The organism is Streptomyces sp. R21, assembly GCF_041051975.1.
GTDB lineage: Bacteria > Actinomycetota > Actinomycetes > Streptomycetales > Streptomycetaceae > Streptomyces.
Map to the genome: position 1 here is coordinate 8,911,582 of NZ_CP163435.1, position 18,198 is coordinate 8,929,779.

Here is an 18,198-nt window from a genome sequence, read left to right on the forward strand (position 1 = left end):
TCCGTTCGTCCTCCCCGTTCGTACAACCAACCCGGGCAGAGAAGGGACGGAAGATCATGAGCAGAAGCGGGATCGCAGTGGCCGCCTTCGCATGCGCGGCCGTACTGGGACTGGCGGGGTGCGGGGGTGGCGGCGGTGGCAGCGGAAATGGCACGAGCGGTGGTGGTACGGCCACGGCATCGGTGGCCAGGGACGCGTCCGTGGTCAAGACCGCCAACTCGTCGCTGGGGGACATCCTCGTCGACGGCAGCGGGCACACGCTGTATCTGTTCACCGACGACGGCAAGAACACCAACTCGATGAACTGCGACGCGAGTTGTCTGAAGCTGTGGCCGCCGGTGGAAGGCAAGCCGTCGGCCGGCTCCGGTGCCGACGCGAAACTGATCGCCACCACGAAGGGCGACAAGCCGCAGGCGACCTACGCCGGACATCCGCTGTACTACTACGCCAACGACAAGGCCGTCGGCGACACGAACGGCCAGGGCATCGACAAGATCTGGTACGTCCTCGACTCCGGTGGCAAGGCGATCACCAAGTCGGCCGACACCGGCAGCGGCGGTGGTAATGGCTACTGAGCGTGTCTGGGGGCCCGAGCGCGCTCCGGGGGCCGCCGCGACGCGGCGGCCCCCGGAGGGTCACCCGTGCCAGGACCGCCACAGCGCCGCGTACGCGCCGTCGGCGGCGACCAGCTGGTCGTGGCTGCCGAGCTCGCTGATGCGGCCCGCCTCGACGACGGCGATGACGTCGGCGTCATGGGCGGTGTGCAGCCGGTGGGCGATGGCGACGACGGTGCGGCCGTCCAGGACCCGGGCCAGCGAGCGCTCCAGGTGACGGGCAGCGCGCGGGTCGAGCAGCGAGGTCGCCTCGTCCAGGACCAGCGTGTGCGGGTCGGCGAGCACCAGCCGGGCCAGCGCGATCTGCTGGGCCTGGGCCGGGGTGAGCGAGTGCCCGCCCGAGCCGACCTCGGTGTCCAGACCGTCGTCCAGCGCCCGTGCCCAGCCATCCGCGTCGACGGCGCCCAGTGCCGCCCACAGCTCGGCATCGACCGCACCCGTCCTGGCGAGCAGCAGGTTGTCGCGCAGCGAGCCCACGAAGACGTGGTGCTCCTGGTTGACCAGGGCCACATGGGAGCGCACCTCCTCCGCGGGCATCCGGGACAGCTCGGCGCCGCCCAGGGTGATCCGGCCGTCGCGGGGAGCGTAGATCCCGGCGAGCAGCCGGCCCAGCGTGGACTTGCCCGCCCCCGAGGGGCCGACCAGGGCCAGCCGTGTGCCGGGCGCGACCTCCAGGGAGACCTTGCGCAGCACGTCCACGCCCTCCCGGTAGCCGAAGTGCACCTCGTCCGCGTGCACGTCGCGCCCGTCCGGGACCACCGTCGCGTCGCCCGCGGCCGGCTCGATGTCCCGCACACCGACCAGGCGGGCCAGCGAGACCTGGGCGACCTGCAACTCGTCGTACCAGCGCAGGATGAGGCCCACCGGGTCGACGAGCATCTGCGCGATCAGCGCGCCCGTGGTCAGCTGCCCGACTCCGATCCAGCCCTGCAGGACGAAGACCCCGCCGATCATCAGCACCGAGCAGAGGACCGTCACATGGGTCATGTTGATGACCGGGAAGAGCACCGACCGCAGCCACAGTGTGTACCGCTCCCAGGCGGTCCACTCCTTGACACGGCGCTCCGACAGGTCGATGCGGCGCTCGCCCAGACGGTGGGCCTCGACGGTGCGTCCGGCGTCCACGGTCTCGGCGAGGACGGCGGCCACGGCGGCGTATCCGGCGGCCTCCGAGCGGTAGGCGGACGGCGCCCGCTTGAAGTACCAGCGGCAGCCGACCACCAGCAGGGGCACGGCGACCAGCACGGCGGGGGCGAGCGGCGGCGCTGTCACGGCGAGCCCGCCGAGCAGCAGTGCCGCCCACACCACGCCGATGGCCAGCTGCGGCACGGCCTCGCGCATCGCGTTGGCCAGCCGGTCGATGTCCGTGGTGATGCGCGAGAGCAGGTCACCCGTTCCGGCTCGCTCCAGAACGCCCGGCGGCAGTCCCACCGACCGTACGAGGAAGTCCTCGCGCAGGTCGGCCAGCATCCGTTCGCCGAGCATCGCGCCGCGCAGCCGCACCTGCCGTACGAACACGGCCTGCACGAACAGCGCGACGACGAACAGCGCGATGGTGCGCTCCAGATGGAGTTCGCGCGCGCCGTCCGAGACCCGCTCGACGACCGCGCCCAGCAGATAGGGCCCGGCCATCGAGGCCACGACGGCAGCCGTGTTGACGGTGACCAGCAGCAGGAAGGCCCGGCGGTGCCGTTGGAACAGTTCGGTCACGTAGGCGCGTACGGTCGCGGGGGCGCCGACGGGCAGGGTGTTCGCCGTCGTCGGGGCGGCCGGGTCGTACGCCGGGGGCGCCACGCCGATCATGCGGTCTCCTCGATTTCTTCCAGTGTGTCCAGGGTGGTCCGGGCGCCGCTCAGCGCGGCCTCGTCGTCGGTCTCGCGGGTCACGACGGCCCGGTACCGGGCGTCGCTGTGCACCAGTTCGCGGTGCAGGCCGACCGCGGTGACCTCGCCCTCGTGGACCAGCACGACCCGGTCCGCGTGGTCCAGGAGCAGCGGCGAGGAGGTGAAGACGACCGTCGTGCGCCCGGAGCGCAGGGCACGCACCCCGTCGGCGACCCGTGCCTCGGTGTGCGAGTCGACGGCGGACGTCGGCTCGTCCAGGACGAGCACCTCCGGGTCCGTGATCAGCGACCGGGCCAGCGCGAGACGCTGGCGTTGGCCGCCCGACAGGGACCGCCCGCGCTCGGTGATCGTGGCGTCCATCGGGTCCTCGGCGTCCAGCGACCCCTGGGCGAGTGCGTCCAGGACGTCGCCGCACTGCGCGGCGGCCAGCGCCTCGGCGGCGCTCACCGCACCGGAGGAGGGCACGTCGAGCAGTTCACGTAGCGCGCCCGACAGCAGCACCGGGTCCTTGTCCTGGACCAGGACGGCGGTGCGGGCCGAGTCGAGCGGCAGCTCGTCCAGCGGGACCCCGCCGAGCAGCGCCGAGGCGCCTTCCTCCGACGGGTGCCCGCCCAGCCGTTCGGCGAGCAGCCCTGCCGCGTCCGGGTCGCCGCACACCACGGCGGTGAGCCGTCCGGCGGGCGCCAGTAGTCCGGTCGCCGGGTCGTACAGATCGCCGGTCGGTACGACGGCCTCGCGCGAGCCCTCGGTGTCCGTCACCCGTTCCAGCGACAGCACGCGGGCGGCGCGCTTGGCGGACGGGCGGGAGAAGGAGTACGCCATGGCGATCTCCTCGAAGTGCCGCAGCGGATAGGTGAGCAGCATGACCGCGCTGTACACGGTGACCAGTTCGCCGACCGTGATCCGGCCGTCGCGGGCCAGGTGCACTCCGTGCCAGACGACGGCGATCATCAGCAGGCCCGGCAGCAGTACCTGGATCGCCGAGATCAGCGCCCACATCCGGGCACTGCGCACGGCAGCGTGCCGTACCTCCTGCGAGGCCCTGCGGTAGCGGTCCAGGAACAGTTCCTCGCCGCCGATGCCGCGCAGCACCCGCAGGCCGGCAACGGTGTCCGAGGCCAGTTCGGTCGCGCGCCCGGCCTTCTCGCGCTGGACGTCGGCGCGCCGGGTCGCGCGAGGCAGCAGCGGCAGCACGGCGAGCGCCAGCACGGGCACGCCCACGGCGACGATCACGCCGAGCGCCGGCTGGTAGACGACCAGGCCCACGCAGACCAGCACCACGGTGACCGCCGCCGCCGCGAACCGCGACACGGCCTCGACGAACCAGCCGATCTTCTCGACATCGCCGGTGGAGACGGCGACGACCTCACCGGCGGCGACGCGCCGGGTGAGCGCGGAGCCAAGGTGGGCCGTCTTGCGGGCCAGCAGTTGCTGGACGCGCGCGGCGGCCGTGATCCAGTTGGTGACGGCGGTCCGGTGCAGCATGGTGTCGCCCAGCGCGATCCCGACGCCGCACAGCACCATCAGCCCGCCGGCCAGGGCGAGCCGGGTGCCCGAGCGGTCGACGACCGCCTGGATGGCGAGGCCGACGCCGAACGGCAGCGCGGAGACGGCGACGAAGTGCAGCAGGCCCCAGGCGAGGGCCTTCATCTGTCCACCGAGCTGGTTGCGGCCGAGCCACCACAGGAAGCGGGGACCCGAGCGGGCGTCCGGTACGCCCGGGTCGGGATACGGAAGGTCTTGAATCTGCATGACGTCCCAGTGGCTCGTGTCAGGGGTGATGGGTTGGGGGTGTGGGGCGGGAAAAAGGGGAGGCCGGGAGAGCAGGTGACCGGCCGACCGGCCGACGGCGACCGTCGGCAACAAACCGTGAAAGGTTCGCCTCGCAGCGTGGTGAGAAGCAAACGATTTTTGGCTCGCCGGCGCGGATTCGGCGCGAAGAGTGCGCATTTTGGTCCTGAACCACCCGCATTTGGTGGGGAAGTCGGAAGGTGGGTGCAATCGTCCCGTACGCGATGCGACGATGGTCCTCATGCGGACGGGTGCGATCGATGGTGCGGTGCGCGCGGGCTTCCTGGCGGTGGCCTGCGGTGTCCTTGTGATGTCCCTGGCGGCCTGCGGCAGTTCGGGCGGCGAGAGCAGTGCCAAGGGGGATGCGGGATCCGGCGCCGGGACCGGCCACGCCCCGGCGCACACGGTCGACCTGAAGCGCATCCCCGACGTCGGCGACCGGTTGCGGGAGCAGATTCCGTCCGACTCCCGCCAGGTCGTCGCCGTCTACGGCGAAGGCCCGGACTCCGCGGACTCCGAGATCGTCCTGTACACGAAGGCCGGCTCCACCTGGGACCTGACCAGCAGTTGGGAGGGCCACAACGGGAAGAAGGGCTGGACCGCCGACCACCGGGAGGGCGACAAGCGCAGCCCCGTCGGGGTGTTCACGCTGACCGACGCGGGCGGCGCCCTAGCGGATCCCGGGGCCAGGCTGCCGTACACCCAGTCCGACTCCTTCCAGGCGCCCCGCTACTGGGCCGAGTCGCACTGGCACGACTTCGACTACGTCATCGCCATCGACTACAACAGGGTCAAGGGCACCGCGCCGAACGACCCGACCCGTCCCGAGGGGCAGACCAAGGGCGGAAGCATCTGGCTGCACATGGACCACGGCAGCGGTACGTCAGCGTGCGTGAGCCTGTCCAAGTCGGGCATGGAGTACCTGCTGCGCACGCTCGACCCGAATCAGCACCCTGTCGTGGTGATGGGGGACAAGGCGGACCTGAAGGCGTAGTCGTCGTGGCCGAATGAGGACCACCCACGAAGTGCGGCCCCGCATCCCCGCCAGAGGACCGCCAGGACGCGGACCGCATGCCCGGAGGGGAACCGCACGCCCGGAGGCGGACCATGCCGGATGGGGGCGGCCCGGGTGACGACCCATTGCGGGCCGGGGCAACTCCCCCGTAGAACACCGCACATGAGAAGACGGATCATCATGTCCATGCTCGCCGCGGTGACCCTGCTGGTGAGCACCTTCCTCGGAGCGGGATCGGCCTCGGCCGCCCAACTCGCCGACCCGCCCGCCGAGTTCGGCACCGACTGGCACGACCCCCTGACGGCCGCCCCGCCGGTCGCCAAGCCTGCCGGCCGGTCCTGCGAAGTGACGCTCGCCCAGGCGCAGTTCCGCGACTTCACGCCCTACAAGGGCACGTACACGCCGCCGGACGGCTGCGGCGACCGGTGGAGCAAGGTCGTGCTGCGGCTCGACGGCAAGGTCAAGGGGCGGCAGTTCGACCGGCTCGGCTATCTGCACGTCGGGGGCGTCGAGATCCTTCGTACGTCGACCCCGGAGCCCTCCCCCGACGGTATCGAGTGGTCCGTCGAGAAGGACGTGACGCGCTACAGCGACACCTTCCGGCAAGGCCGCGACGTCGAGATGCTCATCGGCAACGTCGTCGACGACACGTACACCGGGGTGATCGACGTCAAGGCGACGCTGACCTTCTACGCCGCCCAGGGCAAGGCCGCCCGGACACCCGACCGCGTCCTCACGCTCCAGAACGGCACGCTCACCACCCCGCGCAACAGCGAGCGCATCGTCGCCGAGGTGTACGCGACCGGCTCGGGCGGCGGCTGCGAAGAGTACTGGTATCTGACGGTGCCCGACGCCGCGCCGTACTCCTGCAAGGCCGATCACGGTCCCTACCGCGAGGTGCAGATCAAGGTCGACGGCCAACTCGCCGGAATCGCCGAGCCGTTCCCGACCGTGTGGACGGGCGGCTGGTCCAACCCCTTCCTCTGGTACGTGATTCCGGGCCCGCGGGCCTTCGACATCAAGCCCATCGAGTACGACCTGACGCCGTTCGCGGGGTTGCTCAACGACGGCCGCCCGCACCAGGTCGACGTCTCCGTCGTCGGCGTTCCCGAGGGGCAGACCGGCTGGAGTGCCCCGGTCAACGTCCTTGTCTGGCAGGACACGCACCGCGAGCACGTCACGGGCGCGCTCACCGAGGTCAGGGCCGGTGACATCGCCAACTCCTCGACATACACGCCCGGTTCGGAGCAGCGCCTCGACACCGACGGCGGCCACCGGCTGACCGTCGCCGGATACGTCGACACCTCGCACGGCCGGGTGAGGACGACCGTCAGCCGGGCGCTCGCGAACACCTCCGTGCACCGTTGGACCGACGGCGAGAGCACCGACGGCCTCAAGGCCACCTGGAGCGACGACGAGAGCGTCACCGTCGACGGACGTGGACCGGCCCGGACGACGCGCACGCACCGCACGTACACCATGGACGGCACGACAACCCTCGGCGCGGACGACCGGCTGCGCACCGTCCTGACGCTCGGCGACCGGGCGGCGGTCGTCGAGACGAGCGGCGGCCGACGCACCGCGTGGTCCCGGCTCGACGACACCTACACGGGCGACGCGACGTATACGGCGAACGTGCCGCGCGATCAACGCCATGCGGTCGGCACGACGAGCGAGCGCTACCGGCTGTACGGCTCGAACGGCTGCTACGACCGCAGTCTGACTACCGTTCAGGGAGTGCTCACCCAGGACCGCAGGGACTGCTGAGGGAGACCGCGACTGCTGGGGCGGAACAAGTCGCACGTTGAATGATTTACACGGGCGTCACACGGAGGTAGCCACCGGAATCATCGCCTCCTCAATAGTGAGCGGCGCGGAAGTGCTTTTCCGCATACAGGAATCCCCCCGGAGGAGTGCCCCGTGCCGCCGTCTGTATCGTCCCCGCGTCGCGTCGCACGCATACTGCGTACCTCACTGTTCGCGCAGGTCGCCTGCGCCCTCGTGCTCGGAATCGTCGTCGGGAAGCTGTGGCCCGACGTGGCCACGGACCTCTCGCCGCTCGGCGACGGTTTCACACGACTCATCAAGACGATCATCTCGCCGCTCGTGTTCTGCGTGGTCGTCGTCGGCATCGCCAAGGCCGGTGACCTGAAGGCGTTCGGCCGGATCGGGCTCAAGGCCCTGATCTGGTTCGAGGTCGCCTCCACGGTGGCCCTGCTCATCGGCCTGGTCGCTGCCAACGTTGTCCAGCCCGGCTCGGGGATGCACGTCGACCCGTCCACGCTCGACACGTCGGCGGTCGACGCGAAGACGGGCGGCGGCTCGCTGCCCTCGACCACCGAGTTCATCGTCAACGCGCTTCCCACCAGTTTCATCGGCGCCTTCGCCGAGAACTCGCTGCTCCAGGTGCTGATTCTGGCCTGCCTGGTGGGCGCCGCGCTGCTGCACCTCGGCCACACCAAGGTGCCGCAGGTCCTGCCCGCCATCGAGCAGGCCCAGGAGATCATCTTCGCGATCGTCAGCTTCGTCATGCGACTCGCCCCGATCGCCGTGTTCGGTGCGATGGCCGTGCTGATCGGCCAGTACGGGCTCGGCGTGATCGAGACGTACGCGAAGCTGATCATCCTGTGCTACGCCGCTGCCGCGCTGTTCATCGCGCTGCTCGCCGTCGCTCTGCGGCTGGTCACCGGACTGAGCCTGTGGAAGTTCCTGCGCTACATCCGCGAGGAGATGCTCCTCGCGCTCGGCACCGCCTCCACCGAGTCCGTCCTGCCGCGCGTGATGCAGAAGCTGCGCAAGGCCGGCGCCCGCGACGACGCCGTGGGCCTGGTGCTGCCGACGGGGTACTCCTTCAACCTCGACGGCGCCTCGCTCTACCTGTCCATCGGCACGCTGTTCATCTCCCAGGCTGTGGGCGTGGACCTCAGCCTGAGCCAGCAGATCACCGTGGTCCTGGTGCTCATGCTCACCAGCAAGGGCATGGCGGGCATCCCCGGTTCGGCCTTCCTCGCCCTGTCCGCCACCGCCTCCTCGCTCGGGGCCATCCCCGCCGGCGCCGTCGCCCTGTTGCTCGGTGTGGACCGCATCATGGACTCGATGCGCGTCGTGACGAACCTGCTCGGCAACTGCGTCGCCGTCTTCGCCGTGTCCCGTTGGGAGGGCGCGCTGGACCTGGAGCGGGCGAGGAAGGTGCTGGACGGCGAGGTCGTGCCCGCATCCGAAGCCGAGGAGCCGGACGCGGCAGAGAAGGCCACGGACACGGCTGGCGAGACCCCGAAGGCCGTGGTCCCCGCCCAGTCGGCCAAGGAGCCCGCATCCGAGGCCAGTTGACGGACCAGGTGACTGTTCAGTTGCTCGGATGATGATCCGGACGGGTCGCGCGCTCCAGCTCCAGCAGGACGGAGCGGTAGCCGCGGCCCGTCGCGTGGTCCATGCCCACCTCGCACATACGGTTCGCGGAGAGGTACGCGTCGAAGGTCCGGGAGGCGACGAACGCCGCCTCCTTGCGCGTGGCCGACTCGGTGAGCTCCTTGTGCAGCATGCCGCGATCGCCCGCGAAGGCGCAGCACCCGGCGTCGTCCGGCACGACCACCTCGTCGGCGCAGGCCTCGGCGAGGGTGCGCAGCGCTGCCTCGTCGCCCAAGTGGCGCATGGAGCAGGTGGGATGGAGCACCGCGGAGTCCACGGTGCGGTGCACGGCGAGGCGGGGGAGCAGCTCCTCGGCGGCCCACACCAGGGAGTCGACGATCGTCAGCTCCCGGTGCAACTCCCGGTTGTCGGCGGTGAGATACGGCACGACCTCGTGCGCGAGGCCGAGCGTGCAGGAGGAGGCGTCCACGACGAGCGGCAGCGTGCCGCCCGCCGTCCAGCCCCAGGCGGCCTCGACGACGCGGTTGGCCATGACCGCGTTGCCCGCGTCGTAGCCCTTGGAGTGCCAGATCGTCCCGCAGCACGTGCCCGCCACATCGTCCGGAATCCAAACCGGCCTCCCCGCGCGCGTGGAGAGCGCCACGACGGCGCGGGGGAGTGACACATCACCGGGGCTGGCGAAGATGCGGTTGACGCAGGCCGGGTAGTAGACGGCGACGGCGCCCACGCGTGCGGTGTGCGGCCTTTTGTGAGAGGCCGCACCAGGGATGCCGGTCAGCCACTCGGGCACGAGATCGGGCCGCAGCACCTTGCGCGCCGCGCGCGTCAGGGCCGTCACCCACCGGTCGTCGAGACGGCTCGCGGCGGCCACGGCCAGCCGGGCCGACGCCTCGACGGCCCCGAAGTGGCGCGCGGCCAGCGCCGCCGCCCTCTCCTCGCGCGGTGAGTGCAGTGCGTGCCGGAAGTCCTTCATCAGCGCGCCGGTGTCGATGCCCACCGGGCAGGCGATCCGGCACGTCGAGTCGCCCGCGCAGGTGTCCACCGCCTCGTACCCGTACGCCTCCAACAGGCCGTTCTCCACCGGGGAGCCGTCCGGCTGGCGCATCATCTCCCGGCGCAGCATGATGCGTTGGCGCGGTGTGGTCGTCACATCCTTGCTGGGACAGGTCGGTTCGCAGAAACCGCACTCGATGCACGGGTCGGCGATCGGCTCGACGCGCGGGATCGTCTTCAGGCCACGCAGATGCGCCCGGGGGTCGCGGTCGAGCACGATGCGCGGCGCGAGCACCCCGTCGGGATCGATCAGCTGCTTCGTGCGCCACATCAACTCCGTGGCCCTGGGACCCCATTCGAGCTCCAGGAACGGCGCGATGTTGCGTCCGGTGGCGTGCTCCGCCTTCAGCGAGCCGTCGAACCGCTCGACGGTGAGGCGGCAGAACTCGTCCATGAAGGCCGCGTACCGCTCCACATCGGTGGGCTGCGCCGCGTCGAAGGCGAGCAGGAAGTGCAGATTGCCGTGCGCCGCATGTCCGGCGACCGCCGCGTCGAAACCGTGCCGCGTCTGCAGGTCGAGCAGTGCCTCGCAGGCCTCGGCGAGTCGCCCGGGCGGCACCGCGAAGTCCTCGGTGATCAGCGTGGTGCCCGAGGGGCGCGCGCCGCCGACCGCGGTGACGAACGCCTTGCGCGCCTTCCAGTAGCCCGCGATCGTCTTCGGGTCCCGGGTGAAAGTGTTGGTCACCGAGGCGGCGGGCGCGACGAGTTCGACCCCTTCGAGCACCCGGTCGGCCGCCTCCTCGTACGCCTCCTGCCGAGTCGCGTCCGCGGCGCGGAACTCCACGAGGAGCGCGGCCGTCGACCGGGGCAGACCGGCCCAGTCCGCGGGCACGCCCTCGACGCGGACGGAGGCGCGCAGTGTGTTGCCGTCCATCAACTCCACGGCGCGTGCGCCCGCTTCGTTGAAGAGCGGCACGGCGGCCGCCGCCGCGGGCAGGGACGGGAAGAAGAGCAACCCCGCGGTGACGCACCGGTCCAGCGGCAGCGTGTCGAAGACGACCTCCGCGATGAAGCCGAAGGTTCCCTCGGAGCCGACCATCAGGCCGCGCAGGACCTGCACCGGCGTCGAGCCGTCCAGGAACGCGTCCAGGCGGTAGCCGTTGGTGTTCTTGATCGCGTACTTGGCGCGGATCCTGGCGACCAGCTCCGGGTCCGCCTCGATCTCCGCCTTGAGCTCCATCAGCCCGACGCACAGGGCGGGTTCGGCGTGCGCGAGCTGCTCGTCGGCGTCCGCCTCAGCCGTGTCGACGACCGTGCCGGTGGGCAGCACGAAGGTGAGCGAGGCGAGGGTGCGGTAGGAGTTGCGGGTGGTGCCCGCCGTCATGCCGGAGGCGTTGTTGGCGACCACCCCGCCGAGCGTGCAGGCGATCGCGCTGGCCGGGTCGGGGCCGAGCACGCGCCCGTGGCGGGCGAGCGCGGCGTTGGCGCGGGCGACGGTCGTGCCGGGCCCGATGCGCGCCCGCTCGCCACCGCTGAGGACCTCGACCCCCGTCCAGTGCCGGCGGACGTCGACGAGGATGTCCTCGCCCTGCGCCTGCCCGTTGAGGGAGGTCCCGGCCGCGCGGAAGACGACCTCGCGGCCCCTGCCGTGCGCGTACGACAGGATCGCCGACACGTCGTCGATGTCCTCGGGGACCACCACGACCTGCGGGACGAACCGGTAGGGGCTGGCGTCGGAGGCGTAGCGGACGAGGTCCGAGACCTTGGTGAGCACCTTGTCGGCGCCGAGCAGAGCGGCAAGGTCGCTGCTCAGCGGCTCGGGCGTGCCCCCGGCGCGGTCCTCGGGCACCCGGTCGGGCGCGGGCGTCTCGGGGCGGGCGGCAGGGCGCAGCGCGTCCGGGTCCGGCTCCAGCAGGGGCATCCCGCACTCCTCACACCAGATGGCTCAGCAGCGGCGCTCCATCTCGGGGCTGCCGTCGATCAGGGTGTCCAGCAGCCCGCCGAGCACCTCGCGCTGCTCGTCCGTCAACGGAGCCAGGATCTCCTCCGCCGCCGACCGGCGCGCGCCGCGCAGCTCCCCCAGAGCCTTGCGGCCCTCGTCCGTGACCTCGATCCGGATCACCCGCCGGTTGGTGGGGTCGGGGACGCGGCGCACCTTGCCGCTCGCCTCCAGGCCGTCGACCAGCGTGGTCACGGCCCGGGGCACCACCTCCAGCCGCTCGGCCAGATCGGCCATGCGGGGCGGTGAGCCGTAGTGCGCGAGGGTACGCAGCAGCCGGGACTGCGCCGGGGTGATGCCGAGACCGCGGTGCTCCAGATGGCGCTTCTGGATGCGGTGCACGCGGCGGGTCAGCCGCAGCAGCTGCTCGGCGAGCAGGCCGTCGGCGTCGGGGGTGCTCATGCCGGGAACAATATCAGGACCTTATTCATTGTGAGTATAGGTAACAATGAGCTAAGCTCCGTCAATCCGATTCAGCTCACCTTCGTAGGAGCCCATTGCACCCCGACAAACCCACCTGGACCCCTTCACCCGCCGAGGCCGAACAGCCGCGGCAGGTGCGCCGCATCCTGAAGCTCTTCCGCCCCTATCGCGGCCGGCTCACGATCGTCGGCCTGCTCGTCGGCGCCGCCTCCCTCGTCTCCGTCGCCACGCCCTTCCTGCTGAAGGAGATCCTGGACGTCGCGATCCCCGAGGGCCGCACCGGGCTGCTGAGCCTGCTCGCGCTCGGCATGATCCTCAGCGCCGTCCTCACCAGCGTCTTCGGCGTCCTGCAGACCCTGATCTCCACGACCGTCGGCCAGCGCGTCATGCACGACCTGCGCACCGCCGTCTACGGCCGGCTCCAGCGGATGTCGCTCGCCTTCTTCACCCGGACCCGCACCGGAGAGGTGCAGTCCCGCATAGCCAACGACATCGGCGGGATGCAGGCGACCGTCACCTCGACCGCCACCTCGCTGGTCTCCAACCTCACCAGCGTGGTCGCCACCATCGTCGCCATGGTCGCCCTCGACTGGCGCCTGACCCTGGTCTCGCTGCTCCTGCTGCCGGTCTTCGTGTGGATCAGCCGCCGCGTCGGCAACGAACGCAAGAAGATCACCACCCAGCGTCAGAAGCAGATGGCCGTGATGGCCGCGACGGTCACCGAGTCGCTCTCCGTGAGCGGCATCGTGCTCGGCCGCACGATGGGCCGCTCCGACTCGCTCACGCGCGACTTCTCGGAAGAGTCCGAGCGCCTGGTGGACCTCGAGGTGCGGTCGAACATGGCGGGGCGCTGGCGGATGTCCGTCATCGGCGTCGTCATGGCCGCCATGCCCGCCGTCATCTACTGGACCGCGGGCATGGCCCTCCAGGTCGGCGGCCCGTCCATCTCGCTCGGCACGCTCGTCGCGTTCGTCTCGCTCCAGCAGGGCCTGTTCCGGCCGGCGGTCAGCCTGCTCTCCACCGGCGTCCAGATCCAGACCTCGCTGGCGCTCTTCCAGCGCATCTTCGAGTACCTCGACCTGCCCATCGACATCACCGAGCCCGAGCAGCCGGTCCATCTCGACCAGGTCAAGGGCGAGATCCGCTTCGAGGACGTCGAGTTCCACTACGACGACAGGAGCGGCCCCATCCTGGCGGGCATCGACGTCGCCGTGCCCGCCGGCGGCAGCCTCGCCGTGGTCGGCCCCACCGGATCCGGCAAGTCCACGCTCAGCTATCTGGTGCCGCGTCTCTACGACGTCACGGGCGGCCGCGTCACACTCGACGGGGTGGACGTGCGCGACCTCGACTTCGACACGCTCGCCCGCGCGGTCGGCGTCGTCTCCCAGGAGACGTACCTCTTCCACGCCTCGGTCGCGGAGAACCTGCGCTTCGCCAAGCCCGACGCCACCGACGAGGAACTGCACGAGGCGGCGAAGGCGGCCCAGATCCACGACCACATCACGTCGCTGCCCGACGGGTACGACACGATGGTCGGCGAGCGCGGCCACCGGTTCTCCGGCGGTGAGAAGCAGCGCCTCGCCATTGCCCGCACCATCCTGCGCGACCCGCCTGTGCTCATCCTCGACGAGGCGACGAGTGCTCTGGACACCCGCACCGAACACGCCGTGCAGGAGGCCATCGACGCGCTGTCGGCCAACCGCACCACGCTCACCATCGCGCACCGGCTGTCCACCATTCGGGGCGCCGACCAGATCGTGGTCCTCGACGCCGGGCGCGCGGTCGAACGCGGCACGCACGAGGAGCTGTTGGGGCAGGAGGGGCGGTATACGGCCCTGGTCCGCAGGGACGCCCAACTGGAGCCAACAAGATGACGATATGCCGGGTTTGTAGGCATTAGCGGGTTACCGTGCCCGCATGCAGATGAACACTCCGCCACGGAGCACGATTCGACTGACGCGCCGGGGCCGGACCGCCCTCATCGCGACCGGAGCCGTCGTGGCGGCCACCGCCGTGGCGGTGCCGCTGCTCAGCGTGGAGAGCGGGGACACAAAGCCCACATCCCTCGTGATCCCGGAGGGCTGGCGCTCCGGACAGGTGTACGACGCCGTCGACAAGGCGCTCACCATGCCCTCCGGCACCACCAAGAAGGCCCTCGGCAAGGCCCACCTGAAGCTTCCGAACGACGCGGAGGGCAACCCGGAGGGGTACCTCTTCCCGGCGACCTATCCGCTCGGCAAGAAGGCGACTCCCGAGTCCCTGCTGTCGTTCATGGTCGACACCGCGAACAAGAAGTTCAACGGGGCGCCGATCGCCGCCGGAGCGCAGCGCAACGCGATGAACGTCTACCAGGCGGTCACCGTCGCGAGCATCGTCCAGGCGGAGGCGGCCACCAAGGAGGACATGGGCAAGGTCGCCCGGGTCATCTTCAACCGTCTGGAGCGCGGGATGCCGCTGCAGATGGACTCCACCATCAACTACGCGCTGAACCGCTCCACGCTGGACACCACGCAGCAGGACACCCGGCTCGACAGCCCCTACAACTCCTACCAGCGCATGGGTCTTCCGCCCACTCCGATCGCCAACCCTGGCGAGGAGGCGATGCGCGCCGCGATCAACCCGACGCCGGGCGACTGGCTGTACTTCGTCACGGTCAAGCCGGGCGACACACGGTTCACGGCGAGCTACGAGGAGCAGCAGAAGAACGTCGCCGCGTTCAACGCGCAGCGCAAGAGCGGGTCGCCTGCGAAGTGAGCCGAGGGGGCATCACGCGGTGACCGGCTCTCCGGTCAGCAGCCGCCTGATGTCCCGTACGGCCGCCCGCCCGGCCCGGTTCGCGCCGATCGTGCTGGCCGACGGCCCGTACCCCACCAGATGAATGCGGGGATCGGCGACCGCGCGGGTCCCCTCCACACGGATGCCGCCACCCGGCTCGCGCAGCTTCAGCGGTGCCAGGTGGTCGATGGCGGCGCGGAAACCGGTCGCCCACAGAATGACGTCGGCGTCCACGCGCCGCCCGTCGTCCCACGCGACGCCGTCCGGAACGATGCGATCGAACATCGGCTGCCGGTCCAGGACGCCATCCTCGATCGCCTGCCGGATCGCGTCGTTCAGCGGGAGCCCGGTCACCGACACGACGCTCTTCGGCGGCAGCCCCTGGCGGACCCGTTCCTCGACGAGCGCGACGGCCGCACGGCCGATGTCCTCGCTGAAGGGACCCTCACGGAAGACGGGCGGTCGCCGCGTCACCCAGGTGGTGGCGGCCGCGTACGGCGCGATCTCCATCAGGTGCTGGGTGCCGGACGCGCCACCCCCCACGACGACCACGCGCTGCCCCGCGAACTCCTCGGGGCCGGGGTACTGCGCGGTGTGCAACTGCCGCCCCCGGAAGGTCTCCTGCCCCGGATAGCGCGGCCAGAAAGGCCGGTCCCAGGTGCCCGTCGCGTTGATCAGCGCCCGCGCGGACCAGACGCCATCGGACGTCTCCACGAGCAGCCGGCCTCCCTCGCCCTCCCGTACGGCGAGTACGTCGACCGGCCGCCGCACCCGCAGGTCGAAGCGGTGCTCGTACGTGTCGAAGTACTCGGCGATCACCTCGGAGGACGCGCGCGCTGGGTCCGCGCCCGTCAGCTCCATGCCCGGCAGCGCGTGCATCCCGTGCACCTTGCCGTACGTCAGCGACGGCCAGCGGAACTGCCAGGCGCCGCCCGGGCGAGGCGCGTGGTCCAGGACGACGAAGTCGCGCTCCGGCTCGAAGCCGGTGCGCCGCAGGTGATAGGCGCTGGAGAGTCCGGCCTGACCAGCGCCTATGACGACGACATCGACTTCGCGTGTCTGCACCCCGGTGTTGTTCACGCTTCTACTAACCGGGGCGGGGGTGCGGATCTTCCCGCCGGGCGCTGATGCCCGGCGCAAAGACCGTCAGCGGCCGCTCCCCACCAGAAGCGGCGCACCGCTCGCCGTCGTCGTACGCGGCAGCAGACCGCGAGCCGCCAGATCCGGGATCACGCCCTCCCCGAACCAGTACGCCTCCTCCAGGTGCGGATAGCCGGAGAGCACGAAGTGCTCGACGCCCAGCGCGTGATACTCCTCGATCCGGTCGGCGACCTCGGCATGGCTGCCGACCAGCGCGGTGCCCGCGCCACCCCGGACGAGGCCCACGCCCGCCCACAGGTTCGGAGAGATCTCCAGCTTGTCGCGGGAGCCGCCGTGCAGCGCCAGCATGCGCTGCTGGCCCACCGACTCACTGCGCCCGAGAGCCGCCTGCGCGGCCGCGATCGTGTCCCCGTCGAGGTCGTCGAGCAGCCGGTTCGCCGTCGACCACGCCTCCGCCGACGAGTTGCGCGACAGGGTGTGCAGCCGGATCCCGAACCGGACCCTGCGCCCCTCGCGCTCGGCGAGCGAGCGAATCCAGTCGATCTTCTCCTTCACCTGAGCCGGAGGCTCGCCCCAGGTCAGATACACATCCGCGTGCCGGGCCGCGACCGGCCCCGCGGCAGCCGACGAACCGCCGAAGAAGATCTCCGGCAACGGGTCCGGCGGCAGCGCCGTCAGCCCGCCCTCGACCTGGTAGTGCGCCCCGTCGAAGTCGTAGGGCTGCCCGCCCCACACCCCGCGCACCACCGACAGGAACTCGTCCGTACGCGCATAGCGGCGGTCGTGGTCGAGGTGGTCGCCGAAACGGCGCTGCTCGGCGGAGTCGCCCCCGGTGACCACGTTCAGGAGCAGCCGTCCGCGCGTGATGCGCTGATACGTCGCCGCCATCTGCGCGGCGAGCGTCGGCGAGATCACGCCCGGCCGGAACGCCACCAGGAACTTCAGCCGCTCGGTGTGCTGCGCGAGCGCCACCGTCGTCAGCCAGGCGTCCTCGCACCAGGTGCCCGTCGGTGTGAGCACCGCCTCGAAGCCCAACTGCTCGGCGGCCTTGGCGATTTGGGCCAGGTACTCGATGTCGGGCGCGCGCACCCCGCTGACCGGCCGCGTCCGGTCGACCGGGTTGGACGCATACGCGTGCCGGTCCACGAGGGTGCGGCCGTCGCCGCCCGTCGGCAGGAACCAGTGGAGATGGACGGTCATGTCACGAGTCCTTCGGGGCGCGGGCGGCAGTGGTGGACGGCGGCAGATCGCCGTTGAACCGGTCGTCCACGTAGTCGGCGAAGTCAACCTTGTTCGGGATGAGCTTCAGTTCGGTGAACGTGTCGGCGATCTGCTGCTCGGAGGCGATCAGCGGCTTGTCGATGGCGACCGGGATCCGGCTGGCGTTGCTGCGCTTCACCGAGGCCAGCGCCACGTCGTACGGGAGCCCGGTGTCCTTCGCCCAGACCTTGGCCCACTCCTCCTGGTGGTCGTAGACCCAGTTCTGGGCGCGCCGCAGCCGCTCCAGGTAGTCCTTGATCGCGGCGGCCTTCTTCGTGTCCTTGAGTGCGTTCGGCGCCGCCACCTGGAAGTTGAGGCCGTTGACGACGCCCTCACCGGTGGTGAGGACGCGGCCCTGCTTGGCCTGGAGGACCTGCGAGGTGTACGGGTCCCACACCGCCCATGCGTCGACCCTGCCGCTGGTGAACGCGGCCAGCGCGTCGGCGGGCTGGAGGTACTTGACGTTGACGTCGCTCAGCTGGAGCCCGGCCTCCTTGAGTGAGGCGACGAGCTGGTAGTGCGCGGACGAACCCTGCGCCACGGCAACCGACTTGCCCTTGAGCTCCTCGGCCTTCTTCAGCGACGACCCCTTCGGTACGAGGATGGCCTCACCCTTGGACGCCCCGTGCCAGGCGGCCACCACCGAGATCTTCGAGCCCGCGCCGGCGGCGAAGACGGGCGGTGTGTTGCCGACGCCGCCGATGTCCACGGCCTTGGCGTTGACGGCCTCCAGAAGCGGCGGACCGGAGGTGAACGTCGACCACTTGATCTTGTAGTTGAGGTTCTTGAGCTCCCCGGCGGCCCGCAGCACCGCCTCCGAACCGCCCTTCTGGTCGCCGACGTTGAGGGTGAGGGAACCCTTGCCGTCGGTTCCGCCACCCGTCGAGGTGTCGGCGGCCGAGTTCCCGCCGCAGGCGGAGAGGAGCAGGGCCAGGGGGAGGAGCAGGGCGGCGGGGACGAGGCGTCGTCGCATGACGGATCCGTTCGGTTGGTTCAGGTGTGGGTGAGCGTGAG

13 protein-coding genes are annotated in these 18,198 nt (G+C 70.8%); 6 read left to right on the forward strand and 7 right to left on the reverse strand.

What is annotated here, in order from left to right:
- Positions 1-56: 56 nt before the first annotated feature.
- Positions 57-575 (forward strand): hypothetical protein, encoded by a 519-nt coding sequence (locus AB5J56_RS39865; protein WP_369240480.1) that lies wholly within the window; start codon positions 57-59, stop codon positions 573-575.
- 60 nt (positions 576-635) lie between these two features.
- Here AB5J56_RS39865 and AB5J56_RS39870 read toward each other — a convergent pair whose 3' ends face one another.
- Both AB5J56_RS39870 and AB5J56_RS39875 read right to left on the reverse strand, forming a co-directional pair.
- Positions 636-2,417 carry an ABC transporter ATP-binding protein gene (locus AB5J56_RS39870; RefSeq protein WP_369240482.1) on the reverse strand — a complete coding sequence of 594 codons (1,782 nt, stop codon included), beginning with the start codon at positions 2,415-2,417 and terminating at the stop codon, positions 636-638.
- Complete coding sequence (locus tag AB5J56_RS39875; RefSeq protein ID WP_369240484.1) at positions 2,414-4,210, reverse strand: ABC transporter transmembrane domain-containing protein; 1,797 nt, start codon at positions 4,208-4,210, stop codon at positions 2,414-2,416. The genes AB5J56_RS39870 and AB5J56_RS39875 overlap by 4 nt, the downstream gene beginning before the upstream one ends.
- Before the next feature lie 280 nt (positions 4,211-4,490).
- Between AB5J56_RS39875 and AB5J56_RS39880 the strand changes: the two genes are divergently transcribed.
- The 3 genes from AB5J56_RS39880 to AB5J56_RS39890 all read left to right on the forward strand — a co-directional run bounded on the left by AB5J56_RS39880 (position 4,491) and on the right by AB5J56_RS39890 (position 8,594).
- Positions 4,491-5,243 (forward strand): L,D-transpeptidase family protein, encoded by a 753-nt coding sequence (locus tag AB5J56_RS39880; protein ID WP_369240486.1) that lies wholly within the window; start codon positions 4,491-4,493, stop codon positions 5,241-5,243.
- Between the two features lie 183 nt (positions 5,244-5,426).
- Positions 5,427-7,031: a peptide-N4-asparagine amidase gene (locus tag AB5J56_RS39885; RefSeq protein WP_369240488.1), complete on the forward strand. Its 1,605-nt coding sequence runs from the start codon at positions 5,427-5,429 to the stop codon at positions 7,029-7,031.
- A gap of 153 nt (positions 7,032-7,184) precedes the next feature.
- Positions 7,185-8,594 (forward strand): cation:dicarboxylase symporter family transporter, encoded by a 1,410-nt coding sequence (locus tag AB5J56_RS39890; protein ID WP_369240490.1) that lies wholly within the window; start codon positions 7,185-7,187, stop codon positions 8,592-8,594.
- 16 nt (positions 8,595-8,610) lie between these two features.
- Here the strand turns inward: AB5J56_RS39890 and AB5J56_RS39895 are convergent, their stop codons facing one another.
- Both AB5J56_RS39895 and AB5J56_RS39900 read right to left on the reverse strand, forming a co-directional pair.
- Positions 8,611-11,547: an FAD-binding and (Fe-S)-binding domain-containing protein gene (locus AB5J56_RS39895; protein WP_369240492.1), complete on the reverse strand. Its 2,937-nt coding sequence runs from the start codon at positions 11,545-11,547 to the stop codon at positions 8,611-8,613.
- Between the two features lie 24 nt (positions 11,548-11,571).
- Positions 11,572-12,027, reverse strand: a complete 456-nt coding sequence (locus AB5J56_RS39900) for a MarR family winged helix-turn-helix transcriptional regulator (RefSeq protein ID WP_369240494.1) — start codon at positions 12,025-12,027, stop codon at positions 11,572-11,574.
- A gap of 95 nt (positions 12,028-12,122) precedes the next feature.
- Between AB5J56_RS39900 and AB5J56_RS39905 the strand changes: the two genes are divergently transcribed.
- Together AB5J56_RS39905 and mltG are read left to right on the forward strand one after the other, a co-directional pair.
- Positions 12,123-13,922, forward strand: a complete 1,800-nt coding sequence (locus AB5J56_RS39905) for an ABC transporter ATP-binding protein (protein WP_369240496.1) — start codon at positions 12,123-12,125, stop codon at positions 13,920-13,922.
- Positions 13,923-13,965: 43 nt separating this feature from the next.
- The gene (mltG, locus tag AB5J56_RS39910) at positions 13,966-14,802 is read left to right on the forward strand and encodes an endolytic transglycosylase MltG (RefSeq protein WP_369240498.1); all 837 of its coding nucleotides are present in this window, start codon (positions 13,966-13,968) and stop codon (positions 14,800-14,802) included.
- 12 nt (positions 14,803-14,814) lie between these two features.
- Here mltG and AB5J56_RS39915 read toward each other — a convergent pair whose 3' ends face one another.
- From AB5J56_RS39915 to AB5J56_RS39925, 3 genes are all read right to left on the reverse strand, one after another.
- Entirely contained in the window at positions 14,815-15,903 is a 1,089-nt protein-coding gene (locus tag AB5J56_RS39915) for an NAD(P)-binding domain-containing protein (protein WP_369240500.1), read from the reverse strand.
- Between the two features lie 66 nt (positions 15,904-15,969).
- Positions 15,970-17,124, reverse strand: coding sequence for an LLM class flavin-dependent oxidoreductase (locus AB5J56_RS39920; RefSeq protein ID WP_369240502.1), 1,155 nt, complete (start codon positions 17,122-17,124; stop codon positions 15,970-15,972).
- 1 nt (position 17,125) lies between these two features.
- Positions 17,126-18,157 carry an ABC transporter substrate-binding protein gene (locus AB5J56_RS39925; protein WP_369240504.1) on the reverse strand — a complete coding sequence of 344 codons (1,032 nt, stop codon included), beginning with the start codon at positions 18,155-18,157 and terminating at the stop codon, positions 17,126-17,128.
- Positions 18,158-18,198: the final 41 nt, after the last annotated feature.

Bases quoted from the DNA above. Each gene is read 5' to 3' on its own strand.
- AB5J56_RS39925 (WP_369240504.1), bottom strand. From the start codon at position 18,157: ATGCGACGACGCCTCGTCCCCGCCGCCCTGCTCCTCCCCCTGGCCCTG.
- AB5J56_RS39880 (WP_369240486.1), top strand. From the start codon at position 4,491: ATGCGGACGGGTGCGATCGATGGTGCGGTGCGCGCGGGCTTCCTGGCG.
- mltG (WP_369240498.1), top strand. From the start codon at position 13,966: ATGCAGATGAACACTCCGCCACGGAGCACGATTCGACTGACGCGCCGG.
- AB5J56_RS39865 (WP_369240480.1), top strand. From the start codon at position 57: ATGAGCAGAAGCGGGATCGCAGTGGCCGCCTTCGCATGCGCGGCCGTA.
- AB5J56_RS39900 (WP_369240494.1), bottom strand. From the start codon at position 12,027: ATGAGCACCCCCGACGCCGACGGCCTGCTCGCCGAGCAGCTGCTGCGG.
- AB5J56_RS39895 (WP_369240492.1), bottom strand. From the start codon at position 11,547: ATGCCCCTGCTGGAGCCGGACCCGGACGCGCTGCGCCCTGCCGCCCGC.
- AB5J56_RS39885 (WP_369240488.1), top strand. From the start codon at position 5,427: ATGAGAAGACGGATCATCATGTCCATGCTCGCCGCGGTGACCCTGCTG.
- AB5J56_RS39920 (WP_369240502.1), bottom strand. From the start codon at position 17,124: ATGACCGTCCATCTCCACTGGTTCCTGCCGACGGGCGGCGACGGCCGC.
- AB5J56_RS39870 (WP_369240482.1), bottom strand. From the start codon at position 2,417: ATGATCGGCGTGGCGCCCCCGGCGTACGACCCGGCCGCCCCGACGACG.
- AB5J56_RS39875 (WP_369240484.1), bottom strand. From the start codon at position 4,210: ATGCAGATTCAAGACCTTCCGTATCCCGACCCGGGCGTACCGGACGCC.